This window comes from Acinetobacter sp. AS5 (genome assembly GCF_048957595.1).
Lineage (GTDB): Bacteria > Pseudomonadota > Gammaproteobacteria > Pseudomonadales > Moraxellaceae > Acinetobacter.
Genome location: NZ_JARDAL010000013.1, coordinates 70,175 through 85,060, shown reverse-complemented (window position 1 = coordinate 85,060; position 14,886 = coordinate 70,175). Strand labels below are relative to the sequence as shown.

Here is a 14,886-nt window from a genome sequence, read left to right as displayed (position 1 = left end):
CAGAAGTGAAACCTCTTAGCGCTGATGGTAGTGTGGGGTTACCCATGTGAGAGTAAGTCATCGCCAGCTCATTATTCAAAACACCCCCAACCAAACGGTTGGGGGTGTTTTTTTATGCGCGGGTTTTAATCAAAAGCTTAGACACTAATTCTTTATTAAGAGAAATTCTATTTATAATTTTTAAAATATATCTATTTACTTTTCTATGCTGAATTTAGACCAGAAACTCTGTATCTTGATGTTAATTTGAACAATAAATCAGTATGGAGAAGAGGATGTTGTCGCAATTTAAAATAAAAATTCTACTCAGTTGTTGTGCTTTAGCATTTACTGCCTGTCATGCAGAGAATTCATCTTCTAGAAGTATTCAAGACGCATCTACATCAGCTGCCAAATCGGATGCAGTCTCTTTAAGCATGCAAAAATATAAGGTTGAACAGGTGGCTCAATTTAATGAGCCGTGGGCGATTACTACTTTAAATGATGGCCGACTATTGATTACTGAGCGCAAAGGAAAATTGCAGCTCTTTGATCCAAAAACCAAGAAAAAAATCGAGGTGAAAGGTATACCCCAGGTTGCGTATGGGGGCCAAGGCGGCTTAGGTGAAGTTGCTTTACATCCAGATTTTGCAAAGAATCGATGGGTATATCTGAGTTATGCTGAAAAGGGTCAAGGTGGATATGGTGCTGTGGTCGTTCGTGGCAAACTTGATTTGAGACAGTCTACCCCCCAACTGAAACAGATTGAACGGATCTGGACGCAAGTGCCGAAATTTTCAGGCCAGGGACATTATGCCCATCGGATTGTATTCGGGTCGGATGGTAAGTTATGGATCAGTTCAGGAGAACGTCAGCAATTCAACCCTGCACAGGACATGCAATCTAATGCCGGTAAGATTATTCGCCTGAATGATGATGGCTCAATCCCTGCCGATAATCCGTTTATGACTCAGGGTAAAATTGCCCAGCAGGTCTGGAGTCTTGGACACCGTAATCCTCTAGGCATGGCTTTTGATCCGAAAGGGCAGCTTTGGGTGATCGAAATGGGACCGAAAGGCGGCGATGAACTGAACAAGATTGTCAAAGCTAAAAATTATGGTTATCCACTGGTATCCAATGGCGATCATTATGACGGTAAGCCGATTCCTGACCACAGTACCCGACCTGAATTTGAGGCCCCGGCACTGAATTGGACTCCGGTAATTTCTCCTTCAGATTTAATATTTTATACTGCTAATGTCTTTCCGAAATGGAAAAATAAAGCGATTGCTACCGGTCTGTCTTCCAAGGCGATTGTGATTGTGGATACCACCCAGGTTCCAGTGAAAGAAGTTCAACGTCTGGATATGAAAGAGCGGATTCGCGGGGTTGCTCAGGCACAGGATGGTTCACTGTGGGTGATTCAAGATGGTCCGCGAGCAGCTCTGTTAAAAATGACAGCACCTTAATCATCTGCTTTTAGGATGCTTATCTAAATATGAAATATTGAATAAGCTAACCATCTGGATAAAAATCTTTTTAAGCTGATGCTGGCATGAAAGAAAAAGGCCTCTACATCCTGTGAAGGCCTTTTCATATTCTGTTAAAGGTATAATGTCTGTTATACCGATCAGCATCCTGCTACGTGAATTTTTTTATTTTTCTTACAAGACTTCCTGTCTTGGTATGATCTGAATATAGCCTGAAGCGATACAACGCAATAGGGCAGTTTAACTGCATGGATTGTAGGTCAAAGCCGACAGCCGAATTTTAAAAGATAATTTTAAAAATACTGTTTCAAAATGATCATCTGACCAAATCATAAACTGCGGTGATGATTTTGCTGTATGTTAGCGAGAGAAAACTCTTTTGATATGCATCAACTGATATAAATAAAAACGTCCATAAAATAATAAAAAGGAAACTCCTATGCCTACGATTCAAATTGAAGTTCGGCAACAATATCCTCAAGCAGTTGAGGAACAATTGCTTAACAGCGTATTTCATTGTGTGAAAACTGCCTTTCAGCTGCCTGAATATGATCGTAATATTCGTCTGGTCGTGCATGAAGCGCATCGTTTTCATTATATGAGCCATTTAGCTCAGCCTGAATATTTTACCTTGATCAGTATTGACTGTTTTGCTGGCCGCAGTCTGGAGACCAAGCGCAATTTGTATCAGCAGATGGTCAAAAGTCTCGGAGAAATCGGCATTCCTGCAGATCATATTCTGATTCATCTGAGAGAAAGTGCACTAGAAAATTGGGAGATCCGGGGAGGGCAGGCCGCCTGTGATGTTGATCTCGGCTTTAAGGTTGATGTTTGATGCATTCCGATCACTACTCTAGTTAAACCTAAAGTTTAAACAGAAAAGCCTCAACACCCTGTCGAGGCTTTTCTGGATTTGCTTCTCAGATCTGACTCCTGTCTAATCTGTCAACGTCCTGTTGATTGGCGCTTTTTATTGTTGTCGTATCGCTTTGCAGACTTCCTGTCTGTCTATGTACTCACTATAGCCTCGCATAAAATGACTGCATAGCGGCTAAACTCTGCGCTGCATGTAGGCTAAAACGTACAGGGCTGTCGTCCAGTCATTAAGCACTGACATATTGAATCAGTCTATCTACCACAGCTTTTAAGTTTTTATTATCAAATTCATTGCCTTGGAAGGAATAATCTTTGTTGCGCGCAAAGATGTCCCGGATTTCGATCACGGCATTGGTATCCACCAGTCCAAGTTGAGTGCCGACTTGACGAATCTGGTCAATTGAACGTGAGCCGTTGGTCGCACCATAACCAATATAAGCTGCCGGTTTGCCTTGCCATTCCTTGCCGAGATAATCCAAGGCATTTTTCAGGGCAGGGCTATAGCCATGATTGTATTCAGGCGTGACAAAAATAAAGGCATCGCCAAGCGCAATCTTGTCGGCCCAGTCTTGCTGTTTGGGTTGATCATAAATCCCGGTCAATGGCGGATGAGCCCCAGAAAATAGCGGAAGATCCCATTCTTTTAGATCGACAATTTCAGTTTCTAAAGTGCTAAAGGCATAACTTTTAATTTCCTGCAGTACCCAGTGTGCCACTTTAATCGCGGTACGTCCCTCACGCACACTTCCAACCACAATATAAATTTTCATGTTTCATCCTTTCTTCTGGTCTGATCATCAAATTAAATTAATCAGATTTCAGAAAGGTGACTAGAGATGATTTGTATCCGGAAAATAAAAAAGCTCCCGAAGGAGCTTTTTCAAAATCAGTCAATTAGCTGATGTTTTACATCAGTTTAATACCTTGCTGACCCGCAGGTGTCACTTTAAAGATTTCCACTTCAAAAGTGATGTTTTTGCCTGCCAATGGATGGTTAAAGTCCACTTCAGTGATGTCATCATTCACCGATCTCACCACGCCATACAAGGTCGCTTTGGCTTTGTCTTCAAACTCGATCATGTGACCTTCGATCGGACGGTCTCCAAATTTTACCGTGTCAAATTTCTGGATGTTTTCTGGATTCCATGGCCCAAAAGCATCTTCTGGTGGCAGGCTGACCGTGCGACGGTCACCGGCACGTAAGCCAATCAGTGCTTTTTCAAAACCAGGCAGTAAATTGCCATCACCAATCACCAGGCTGACCGGTTCTTCACGGCTACGGGTATTGTCAATTTCCACGCCATTTTCGATTGCGACAGAAAAGTGCAGCTCGACTTTAGAACCGTCTGCAACCCGGGTTTCTTCGTTAGGATGAATAAAATCAGTCATGTTGTGCTTGCGCCCGTTGAATTCGATGTTTTTCTAAGAAAAAGGTATCAATCAGCATCAGAATAGTGCCTACAGTAATAGCACTATCTGCGATATTGAACGCAGGGAAGTGGCTGTTCTGGTAATACACATGAATAAAATCGACTACATAGCCGAGGCTGACCCGGTCGATTAAATTACCGATGGCACCACCCAGAATCAGGGCAATCGCCAATGGTAAAATTTTCATGTCTTTTGGCATACGCATCAGCCAAAACACAAAGATTACAGACACTAAACCTGCCAGTGAAGTAAAGAAATAGCGTTGCCAACCACCGGCATCGGACAGAAAACTAAAGGCAGCACCATAGTTATGTAACAGTGTCCAATTTAAAAAGGGCAGCACAGGAACAGGATCTGCATAATTCAGATTTGTCACTGCAATCCATTTGGTCCATTGATCCAGAAGGATCGCCAGAATGGCCAGTCCAACCCACCATAAATTATGTGGATAGAACTGGAATAAGCCCTTTTTCGTGTGGGTATTAGGCATATTTTCTCTCTTCGCCTTGGCCTGTAGGAAGGTTGATGATACAACGACCGCATAGGCCAGGATGTGCAGAATGTGTATTTACATCTGGTAATACATGCCAGCAACGTACACATTTTTCGCCATCAGCCGCTGAAACTTTCACATTCAAGCCTTCAAGATCAGATGCTTCACCTTGTGCTGCATCAAACTCATTGACGATCACTTGTGATGTGATCAGTACGAAACGAAGCTCATCACTTAACTTATCTAGCACTGCTTTTAATTCAGCATTTGCCCAAAGTTCAACTTTGGCAGACAAGTTAGAACCGACAGTTTTTGCTGTACGTGCAGTTTCAATGAATTTGTTTACTGCAGATTTCACAGCAATGAGCGTTTGCCATTCAGCTTCAGATACTACATTTGCAGTTGAAGCCACAGGAATGTCATACCATTCAGCCGTGAACACGTATTTCTCTGATTGCTCAGGAATTAACGGCCAAGCTTCTTGTGCAGTAAAGCTCAGGATTGGTGACATCCAACGCACGAATGCTTGTACCAAGTGATACAACGCAGTTTGTGCAGAATGACGTGCTTGCGAATCCGCTTTCGTGGTGTATTGACGGTCTTTGATGATGTCTAAGTAAAAACCACCTAAGTCATTGATACAGAAATTCGTTAAAGCAGTGGTGACAATATGGAAGTTCATATCTTCATATGCTTTTTTAATGGTTTCTTGCACTTCAGCAGCACGTTGCAGGATGTATTGATCGAGTGCGATTAATTGATCTACAGGAAGCGCATCTGTTGATGGTTTGAAACCATTGAGGTTAGCAAGTAAGAAACGAAGCGTGTTACGGATACGACGGTAACCGTCAGACGCACGGCTAAAGATTTCTTTACCTGCGGTCATTTCATAACGGTAATCCGCAGATGCGATCCAGAAGCGTAAGCCGTCTGCACCCATATCTTTAATGATGTCTTGTGGGGTGATCACGTTACCGATCGACTTCGACATCTTACGACCTTTCTCGTCCACTACGAAACCATGCGTTAACAAGCCTTTGTATGGCGCACGTTTATTAATCGCAATCGAGGTAAGCAATGAGGATTGGAACCAACCACGGTGTTGGTCTGAACCTTCAAGGTACAAATCAGCAGGATCAGTCAATTCTTCACGTTCACGCAGTACTGCATAATGCGTTGTACCTGAGTCGAACCAAACGTCTAGCGTGTCACGCACAGCATTGTATTGTTCAGCATCATCACCAATGAACTCACGGGCATCACGGTTGTACCAACCATCAATACCTTCTTGTTCGATCAGCTTAGCCACTTCTTCGATCAGTTCAGGCGTACGTGGGTGCAATTCATTGGTGTCTTTGTGTACGAAGAACGGAATTGGCACGCCCCAAGTACGTTGACGTGAGATACACCAATCCGGACGTCCTTCAATCATCGCTTGGATACGGTTTTTACCCCAGTCCGGTACAAAGCTGATCTCGTTTTCAATCGCATTCAAGGCATTTTGACGTAAACCTTTAGCATCCATGCTGATAAACCATTGTGGTGTCGCACGGAAGATAATCGGGGTTTTATGGCGCCAGCAATGCGGGTAGCTATGCTTGATCACTACATGTGCCCAAAGCTTGGTTGCTTCAGTTAATGCTGCAATAATTTTTGGATTGGCTTTGTAGATATGCTCGCCTGGGAAGATAGGCGAAGTTGGTAAATACACACCATTACCACCGACTGGGTTTTCAACTTTGAGGTTGTACTGTAAGCCAACTTTATAGTCGTCCACACCGTGACCCGGTGCAGTATGTACAGCACCTGTACCGCTCGCATCGGTGACATGTTCACCCAAAATCACTGGCACTTGGCGTTCAGCAATTAAAGGATGTCGAAGAACTAAATTCTCAAGTTTTGCACCTGTGAATTCAGCAAGCACTTCAAACGCAGTAAAGCCATAACGCTGAGTCGCAGACTCAACCAATGATTTCGCCAAAATGAAGTTTTGTGCAGCTTTATCTTCGGCTGTTGCTTTCACCAGTTGGTATTCAAGCTCAGCATGTAATGCAACCGCTTGGTTGGCAGGCATCGTCCAAGGTGTTGTGGTCCAGATCACGATATCGGTACGATCAGCAACGTCTACGCCTAAACGAGCAGACAAATCAGCTAAATCAACAACAGTGAAACCGACATCAATTGCATCCGATTTTTTATCTTCATATTCAACTTCAGCTTCAGCCAATGATGAACCACAGTCCAGACACCAGTTGACTGGTTTAAGACCTGGCTCGATATGACCTGCTTTCGCGATTGCACCCAGTGAACGTACGATGTCGGCTTCTTGTTTGAAGTTCATCGTTAGGTAAGGATTGTCCCAATCACCGAACACACCCATACGTACGAAGTCTTTCTTTTGAAGCTCAACTTGGGTGTAGGCATATTCACGACACGCTTTACGGAAAGTTGAAGCATCAACTTTTACGCCGACTTTACCGACTTTTTCTTCGACTTTCAGTTCGATTGGCAAACCGTGACAGTCCCAACCCGGTACATATGGCGCATCAAACCCGTCCATGACACGGCTTTTGATAATGATGTCTTTGAGTACTTTGTTGACCGCATGACCCAAATGGATTTGACCATTGGCATAAGGAGGGCCGTCATGAAGCACGTATTTTTTCTTGCCAATACGCGATTCACGAATCTGCTGATAAATGTTGTCGGCATACCACTCTTCTAACCATTTCGCTTCACGTACTGCCAAATTTGCTTTCATTGCAAAGTCAGTACCTGGGAGGTTTAGCGTGGCTTTATAGTCCACTGCATTTTCAGGAGTTTGCTTATCGCTCATGCAAGTCGTCTTCCAATCTAATCAGTTATGTCACTGACACGTTTTACAATAAAAATATGGGATATTAAAAGGGAAATGTGGGGTGATTTCGACGAAACTCAAGCAGTTTCTCGACATCATCATCAATTCCGGCTTTTAGCGCTTCAAGCGAAGGATAGTCCTTTTCGCCATGTAAATAGTTTAAGAACGTCACCCGCATCAACAGGCCATACAGATTAGCAGAAACATCTGGAAAATGTACTTCTAATCGCCACTCTGGATGTGCTTGTTTAATGGCAGGACGTGTGCCGACATGACCTGCCCCAAACAGGGCAGTTGGGTCATAACCCGCGATACCTGTTTGCGCTGCAGAGTCGGCTTTTACTTTGTCTTTTAAGGATAAGGTTTCGCAAATAACTTCAACCCCATAAATCCCTTTCAGGCAGGGCTTATGACGGTTGAGCCGTACATTAATAGTGGGGAAATCAATGGTTCGACCAATCTGATCACCATATTGCACCCGCCCGGTAATGCTATAGGGACGACCCAGCAATTGTGCGGCCAAGGCTAAATCACCAGCTTGCAAGGTCTGGCGAATCCGGGTGGAACTGACCCGTTCACCATCTAGAGCAATGGTATTTAAATTGGTCACTTCAAAGCCGTAATTGCGCAGGAATTCGCTGTTGCCTTGGCGGTTTTTACCAAAGTGAAAATCATCGCCTAAGACCAGATGCCGGGCATTCAGTTTTTCTTTTAAAATGTCGGCAAAAGCTTCTGCAGTCAGGCTGCGAAAAGTATGGTCAAATTTCGCCACTGCGATATAGTCCACACCCAGCTCAGTCAGATATTCAACTTTTTCACGCAACGATGAAATACGCGGTGGAGCATCATAACCCTGAAAGTATTCAAGTGGTTGCGGCTCGAAAATCATCACCACAGATTTTAAACCCTGTGCTTTGGCCACCTGTTGCAGCTGACGGATCATCGCCTGATGGCCTAAATGCACGCCGTCAAAATTACCGATGGTCACGGCAGTTTTGGGTAATTCAGAATGAGAGGCTAAAGCATTTAGACGGAGCAGCTGCATGGGCAAATCAAGTGCTTAGAAATATCGAGAGGCTATATATTGCCATAATCTCGCGCTTTCGTCTTGCTGTTGTGTTTTTATGCAATATTTTTCTTGAAAATTCATCTTCCTTGGAATTAAGCCGGCTGGTTTTTCTACGCGCTAAGTATGTCTGATCAGGGTACTGGTGCTTTTCATTCAGACATTTTTGTTTTCTAATGTCAGGGTTTTTCTTGATATCAGGTGTTTCGAATGTCCGATCTGGCGCTCATCATGGCTCTACCCAATGAATCCAAAGGCTTGTTTGAAGCAGAAGGCATTCGGGTGCATTACAGCGGGATTGGTAAAGTCAATGCGGCTTTTAAAGCTTTTGAGGTGATTCAGAACACCGGTTGCAGTACCTTGCTGAATTTGGGAAGCGCGGGGAGTTCACATTTCAATGCGCATGAACTGGTCGAAGTCACGCAATTTGTACAGCGTGATATGGACGTTTCACCCCTCGGCTTTGAGGTCGGCATGACCCCGATGGATCAGCATTTCCCGGGTGCCATTGAGCTGGATTCTTTCTTTGACCATTTGCCGAAAGGGATTTGTGGGACAGGCGACAGCTTTGAAACCGGTATTTCAAAAGTGGCGTGTAATTTGGTCGATATGGAAGGCTATGCCTTGGCCAAAGTCTGTAAAAAGCTGGGCGTTCGGCTGATTTCAGTGAAATACATTAGTGATGGAGCCAATGAGACTGCGCATCTGGATTGGGAAGAAAATCTGTTATTGGGTGCGAAAAAATTATTAGATTTATATCAAATGGTAAAATAAATAGGAAAGTTAAGTTTGCTCGGCGACCATAGCAGCTATGGTCGTGTGCCAATCAGAAGCGCTTGCTTATTTATCCGTACGTGGAATCACGCCGTATAACATCATGTGTACCGTATGCTGGATAATGCGTTGCTGCATGCTGCGGTTACGCAAAGTTTTACCCGTGACCATTTCCATTTGAGTGGCAAAGTCTGCATAGTTCTGGGTAATCGCCCAAATATTCAGAATCAGTAACTCAGGATCAATATCTGCAGAAATCTTGCCTTGCTCCTGCCAGTTGGAAATCACTTTGGCTTTACGCTTAACCAGTTTTTTCAGCGGACCTTTTAAAATTTCCAGAATATGCGGTGCACCTTGAATCACCTCCAAAGCAAATAAACGGGATGCTTTAGGCTGGGTACGTGATACTTCAATTTTTTGCATCAAATAATTGGTGATCGCTTCTTCAGGTTCAAGTTCAGCTTCAAGGGTTTGTAAAGGCGCCAGCCATTTTTGTAGAACGGTAGTTAATACCTCGACATACAGGGCTTCTTTATTTTCATAATAATAGAAAATATTCGACTTATGCATTTCTGCAATTTGTGCGATTTCATCCAGACTTGCCCCATTAAAACCATATAGGGAAAATACGTCTAGTGCAGCATTTAGCAGCTGATTGCGTTTTTGAGTACTCTTTTTTTGTTCCATTAGCAAATATAAAAAACAATGAAAAAGGGAATCCTCAATTGTACGGCAAATCATCAGATTTGTGCACACAGTCACAGGCTAATTTTTTGAATAATGATGATTTATTATCTAGATCAATATTTAAAACAGGCTAAATGCATCTACACCGGGAGAGAAATTCAAGTTTCTGAAAATACTTCATTTATTCATCTTTTTTCTTCATCAATGCAAGAGAAGAATAATACTGAAATGAATCTGATAAAAATGTCCTTAAAAGTATTTTTTATAAGAATAAGACCCAAAACCATGCGCGATTTTGGGTTGGATTGAGTATTTAGGTCGCTAAAACTGCCTGCAAGACCTGCTGTTCCAGTTCTGCAAATGTCACACTTTTTTGCCGGGGACGTGGCAAATTGACCCTAAACTCTTTGGCAATATGGCCTTTGTCCAGCAAGATAATCCGGTCTGCCAGTTGCACGGCTTCACTGACATCATGCGTGACCAGAATGGCGGTAAAGCCTTGCTCGGTCCATAGGCGTTCAATCAGGTTTTGCATTTCCAGTCTTGTCAGGGCATCTAGAGCACCGAGGGGTTCATCCAGCAGCAGAATACGCGGCTGATGCGATAATGCCCGCGCCAAGGCGGTACGTTGCCGTTGTCCTTCAGAAAGCTGTGAAGGCCACAGTCCGGCTTTTTCTTTGAGTCCGACCTTTTCCAGCATTTGAGAGGCTTTGGCATGCTGCTCTTTGCCCAGGCCTAACTGTACATTCTGTTTGATGCTACGCCAAGGCAGCAGGCGAGGGTCCTGAAACATCACCCGGATATCATCGGCAGTAATGCCTTCGCGAATATGCCGGGCTGATTTGAATTTGATTTCGCCGTAGCTTTGCTGTTCCAGATCGGCAATCAGGCGCAATAAGGTACTTTTACCACAACCACTGCGACCGACAATTGCCAGAAATTCACCCGGCTGGATATGCAGGTTCAGATCTTCCAGAACTTTGACCGAACCGTAAAACTTATGCAGCTGTTCAATGATAATTTCGGCACCGATCACTGCAGCAGGATTGATATCTGCCGCAGGTTGGTCCAGTGGCACAATCGGGTCATTGGCATGACGCCCTAAACTGAGATCAGTCATCACATGCTCCTCATTTATTCTTTATTTTTGATAGCCGGCATGCCAGCGCAGCAGGAATCGCTCTAAGGCCACGGCCAGAACATCGGCCAGTTTGCCGAGCAGGGCATACAGTAAAATACCTACCAAAACCACATCGGTTTGTAAAAATTCACGTGCATTCATGGTCATATATCCAATACCGGACTGGGCAGAAATGGTTTCGGCAACGATTAACAGTACCCAGACCAGACCCAGAGAAAAACGCAGTCCGACCAGAATTGACGGCATCGCACCCGGCAGAATAATTTCTTTATACAGTTGCCAGCGAGTTAAGCCGTAGCTTTTGCCCATCTCGATCAATTGCGGATCGACAGAACGAATCCCATGATAGGTATTGATATAAATCGGGAAAAATACCCCAATCGCCACCAGAAACAATTTGGCAGATTCATCAATCCCGAACCATAAAATCACTAGGGGAATAAGGGCCAGTGCAGGAATATTCCGAATCATCTGCAAGGTCGTATCGAGCAGGGTAGAGGCGGTTTTGGATGAACCATTTAACAGACCCAGCAATAGGCCCAAACCACCACCCACCAGTAAGCCGCTGATGGCACGCCCCGCACTGACTTGCACATGCGTCCACAGTTCACCGCTGAGCAATAAATTCCAGAAGGCTAAAACCACGGCACTCGGTGCAGGCAGAATCCGGCTTTCCAGCAGGCCTGTGCTAGAGGCAATTTGCCAAACTGCAATCAAGAAAATTGGAACCAGCCAGGGCAGCAGATGCTGCCCCAGAATTGTTCCACGTGAAACCTGCTTTGGGGTCAGGGTTTCAACGGAAACGACTTTTGACATTAAGCAGACTCCTTAATTTTCTCAGCCTGCTTGTTCTCGTCCGGTGTGTAGTTGTTCGCCACGATTTCACCAAATGGACCGGTCAAGTTTGGTTGAGTGAGTTTTTGCTGGGTTTCCAGTGGAAGTAAAGGGAATACCAGTTCTGCAAAACGGATGGATTCTTCCAGATGTGGATAGCCTGAGAAAATAAAGGTGCTGATCCCCAGATCGGCATATTCCTGGATACGTGCAGCGACAGTTTCCGGATCGCCGACCAGTGCCGTACCTGCACCACCACGAACCAGACCCACACCTGCCCAGAGGTTTGGAGAAACTTCGAGTTTGCTGCGATCGCCATTGTGCAGTTCTGCCATACGGCGCTGACCGACCGAGTCCATGGATTTGAACTTGGCTTGGGCTGCAGCGATAGTGGCATCACCCACATATTGAATCAGTTCTTCAGCCGCCGCCCAGGCCTGCTCATTGGTTTCGCGTACGATCACGTGTAAACGGATCCCGTAATTCAGTTCACGACCTTTAGCTGCAGCCTTGGCTTTTACCACTGCAATTTTTTCTTTGACTGCTGCCGGTGGCTCGCCCCAGGTCAAGTAAGTATCGACCTGATCCGTGGCCAGCTCAATGGCATCATCCGATGAGCCACCAAACCATAAAGGCGGATGCGGCTGCTGAATGGGTGGATACAGCAATTTTGCATCATCGACACTTAAGCGTTCGCCATGGAAACTAAAGCTTTCACCGGTATGTGAGCGTTTTAAAATTTCACGCCAGATGGTGGTGTATTCAGTTGCTGTTTTATAGCGGGTTTTGTGATCTTCATAGACGCCGTCACCTTTTAGTTCCTGTTCGTCACCGCCAGTGACCAGATTTAGCAACACCCGGCCATTGGACAAACGGTCAAAGGTCGCAGCCATGCGTGCAGCCAGTGCCGGCGTGGTCACACCCGGGCGCAACGCCACCAGGAATTTTAATTTTTTGGTCGCATCAATCAGGCTGGCTGCGGTTAACCATGGATCTTCACAAGAACGGCCGGTTGGAATCAGGACACCTTCATAACCTAAGTTATCTACCGCAACGGCAATCTGCTTCATGTAGGCATGATCTACAACACGTGCGCCCTTGCTGGTGCCTAAGTAACGACTGTCGCCATGAGTGGGGATAAACCAGAAAATTTTCATGTGATATTCCTTAAATTAAATCATCTTGTTTGCTAATCAATGTGTGGCTGCTGGCGACCAGATATGTTTCTGAACGCTGATAGTTTTGGGAATCAGTTGAACCTGCTGGAAGAGATCGGCAATATTCTGTTGGGCTTTGATCACTTCCGTCGTTAATGGTTGTACCGGCGAAGGTTTAAGACGACGCTCAAATGCAATCTTTGCCACCTCTGGTTTCAGACCGGTACTTTTCTGATAAATATCTAGAGCTACAGCCTGGTTTTTAAGAATCCACTGGTCAGAGGCATTTAAAGCCTGAATAAACTTCCCGGGACTATCCGGATGCTTCTGAATAAATTCGGGATTGCCGATATAAAAGGAGTAGGTTTGTGGAAAGTCACTGGATTCAATCAGCACTTTAACCTTGCTGTCGAACTCGGCTGCACCCAGAAAGGGATCCCAGATTGCCCAGGCATCAATGGCTTTTTTGTCAAAAGCAGCACGTGCATCCGCAGGGGGAAGCCAAATGGCTTGAATCTCTGACCACTCCAATCCTGCTTTTTCCAGGGTTTTGGCCAGAAGTTCATGGGCACTTGAACCTTTTTGAACCGCGATCCGTTTTCCTTTCAACTGTTGAATGTTTTGAATCGCACTGTCTTTCGGCACGACCACGGCCAAAGAATTTCCCGCCACTTTTTCAAAGGCCACGTAGCTCAGGGCTTTGTCTGCCGCCTGTGCAAAAATAGGCGGAGTATTTCCCACATAGCCATAATCCACTGCACCGACCGCTAAGGCTTCCAGCATTTGTGGACCTGCCGGAAACTCTTTCCATTCAATTTTGGCACTCGGGAATTGTTGTTCTAATAGCTTTTCATCGCGTGCCACCAGCAGATTCAAGGCTGATTTCTGAAAGCCAATCGCAATGGTTTTTACCGGTTGTGTTGCTTTGGTGTCTGCAGCAGTCTTTTGCTGTGCTTCCTGTTTCTGACAGCCAGTCAGACTAAAGCTCAATAACGCTAAACTGATATAAGAAACTGTTTTTAAATGACTCATCTTTATTCTCGAATTATTCTGCTGTTATTTAATAATTGCTGCATCAATATTCAGCTTTTGTGGAATCAGCTGCTGCGCATAAAACGCATCGGCGACCTGTTGCTGTTTTTGAATCACGTCAGTCGTGAGGGGTTTAACACCGAAGCCCATGCGTGAAATAGAGGTTTTTAAGACATCGACGGCTAGACCTGTCGGTTTTTGCAGGAGCTGAGCGGCAGCGTCCTGATTTTTTGCGACCCAGTCCGTGGTCAGGTTTAGTTCATTGACAACCGCCTGTACCACCTGAGGATGGCTTTCTGCGAACTTGCGATCTGCCAGATAGAATTGGTGGTTGCTCACCACATTTTCACCGCTGGCAATGACACGCGCACCAATCTGATGTTCAGCAGCTGCAAAGAACGGATCCCAGATGACCCAGGCATCAACTGCACCACGTTCAAATGCAGCACGTGCATCGGAAGGTGGTAGATAAATCACTTCAATATCACCGAGTGTCAGCTTGTTGGCTTCCAGAACTTTTAACAGCAGGTAATGCACATTTGAACCTTTGTTCAGGGCTACCCGTTTGCCTTTCAGATCCTGAATAGACTGGATTGGTGAATCTTTCGGTACAATCAAGGCTTCGGCCTTAGGTGCTTGCGGCTGATTGGCCACATAGACCAGATTTGAGTTGGCCGCCTGGGCAAAAATCGGTGGTGCTTCACCGGCTTCACCAAAAGAGATGCTGCCGACATTCAGGCCTTCAAGCAATTGCGGGCCAGCCGGAAATTCTACCCATTTCACATTGACCCCTTGCTGTTTTAAGCTGGTTTCCAGCGTACCGCGTTCTTTTAAAATAGGTAATACGCCGTATTTTTGGAAACCGATATTCAGGGTAATGGTCTCTTCTTTTTTCGAGCAGCCTGAAAGCATCATGACACCCACCATCGCAGTACCAAGTACCACAGTCTTTGCTAAAAACTGAACATGAGATTGGCGCATGAATCAAAACTCCCGAAAATGACAAACTAGTGAATGAAAACTTAGACACACGCTAATCGTTTTTGTTTTTTCAAAAAAATAACTATTC

Annotated in this window: 14 protein-coding genes; 3 read left to right on the top strand and 11 right to left on the bottom strand. The window is 44.9% G+C overall.

Going from position 1 to position 14,886, the window contains the following annotated elements; all coding sequences use genetic code 11:
* The first annotated feature begins 275 nt into the window (after positions 1-275).
* Together PV763_RS05790 and PV763_RS05785 are read left to right on the top strand one after the other, a co-directional pair.
* Positions 276-1,448 carry a PQQ-dependent sugar dehydrogenase gene (locus PV763_RS05790; protein ID WP_420937482.1) on the top strand — a complete coding sequence of 391 codons (1,173 nt, stop codon included), beginning with the start codon at positions 276-278 and terminating at the stop codon, positions 1,446-1,448.
* A gap of 460 nt (positions 1,449-1,908) precedes the next feature.
* A complete protein-coding gene (locus tag PV763_RS05785) occupies positions 1,909-2,304 on the top strand; it encodes a tautomerase family protein (RefSeq protein WP_039902475.1) in 396 nt (131 codons plus the stop codon).
* Between the two features lie 268 nt (positions 2,305-2,572).
* On the opposite strand, the gene PV763_RS05780 is transcribed toward PV763_RS05785, so the two are convergent.
* The 5 genes from PV763_RS05780 to ribF form a co-directional block, all read right to left on the bottom strand.
* Positions 2,573-3,115, bottom strand: a complete 543-nt coding sequence (locus PV763_RS05780; RefSeq protein WP_004281216.1) for an NADPH-dependent FMN reductase — start codon at positions 3,113-3,115, stop codon at positions 2,573-2,575.
* Positions 3,116-3,251: 136 nt separating this feature from the next.
* Positions 3,252-3,734, bottom strand: coding sequence for an FKBP-type peptidyl-prolyl cis-trans isomerase (locus PV763_RS05775; protein WP_164542857.1), 483 nt, complete (start codon positions 3,732-3,734; stop codon positions 3,252-3,254).
* Complete coding sequence (lspA, locus tag PV763_RS05770; RefSeq protein WP_005261481.1) at positions 3,727-4,266, bottom strand: signal peptidase II; 540 nt, start codon at positions 4,264-4,266, stop codon at positions 3,727-3,729. Before lspA ends, PV763_RS05775 begins: the two co-directional genes overlap by 8 nt.
* Complete coding sequence (gene ileS / locus PV763_RS05765; protein WP_420937481.1) at positions 4,259-7,105, bottom strand: isoleucine--tRNA ligase; 2,847 nt, start codon at positions 7,103-7,105, stop codon at positions 4,259-4,261. The genes lspA and ileS overlap by 8 nt, the downstream gene beginning before the upstream one ends.
* 64 nt (positions 7,106-7,169) lie before the next feature.
* Positions 7,170-8,171 carry a bifunctional riboflavin kinase/FAD synthetase gene (gene ribF, locus PV763_RS05760; protein ID WP_086044246.1) on the bottom strand — a complete coding sequence of 334 codons (1,002 nt, stop codon included), beginning with the start codon at positions 8,169-8,171 and terminating at the stop codon, positions 7,170-7,172.
* A gap of 231 nt (positions 8,172-8,402) precedes the next feature.
* Between ribF and PV763_RS05755 the strand changes: the two genes are divergently transcribed.
* Complete coding sequence (locus PV763_RS05755) at positions 8,403-8,966, top strand: 5'-nucleosidase (protein ID WP_420937480.1); 564 nt, start codon at positions 8,403-8,405, stop codon at positions 8,964-8,966.
* Positions 8,967-9,032: 66 nt separating this feature from the next.
* On the opposite strand, the gene PV763_RS05750 is transcribed toward PV763_RS05755, so the two are convergent.
* The 6 genes from PV763_RS05750 to PV763_RS05725 all read right to left on the bottom strand — a co-directional run bounded on the left by PV763_RS05750 (position 9,033) and on the right by PV763_RS05725 (position 14,798).
* Positions 9,033-9,653 (bottom strand): TetR family transcriptional regulator C-terminal domain-containing protein, encoded by a 621-nt coding sequence (locus tag PV763_RS05750; RefSeq protein ID WP_004281222.1) that lies wholly within the window; start codon positions 9,651-9,653, stop codon positions 9,033-9,035.
* A 313-nt stretch (positions 9,654-9,966) separates the two neighbouring features.
* Complete coding sequence (locus PV763_RS05745) at positions 9,967-10,773, bottom strand: ABC transporter ATP-binding protein (RefSeq protein ID WP_420937479.1); 807 nt, start codon at positions 10,771-10,773, stop codon at positions 9,967-9,969.
* Positions 10,774-10,794: 21 nt separating this feature from the next.
* Positions 10,795-11,610 carry an aliphatic sulfonate ABC transporter permease SsuC gene (gene ssuC, locus PV763_RS05740; RefSeq protein ID WP_004647159.1) on the bottom strand — a complete coding sequence of 272 codons (816 nt, stop codon included), beginning with the start codon at positions 11,608-11,610 and terminating at the stop codon, positions 10,795-10,797.
* The gene (gene ssuD, locus PV763_RS05735) at positions 11,610-12,785 is read right to left on the bottom strand and encodes an FMNH2-dependent alkanesulfonate monooxygenase (RefSeq protein ID WP_420937478.1); all 1,176 of its coding nucleotides are present in this window, start codon (positions 12,783-12,785) and stop codon (positions 11,610-11,612) included. Before ssuD ends, ssuC begins: the two co-directional genes overlap by 1 nt.
* 36 nt (positions 12,786-12,821) lie before the next feature.
* Positions 12,822-13,817: an aliphatic sulfonate ABC transporter substrate-binding protein gene (locus tag PV763_RS05730; protein WP_253174959.1), complete on the bottom strand. Its 996-nt coding sequence runs from the start codon at positions 13,815-13,817 to the stop codon at positions 12,822-12,824.
* Between the two features lie 24 nt (positions 13,818-13,841).
* Positions 13,842-14,798, bottom strand: coding sequence for a sulfonate ABC transporter substrate-binding protein (locus PV763_RS05725; RefSeq protein ID WP_219307928.1), 957 nt, complete (start codon positions 14,796-14,798; stop codon positions 13,842-13,844).
* Between the last annotated feature and the right edge of the window lie 88 nt (positions 14,799-14,886).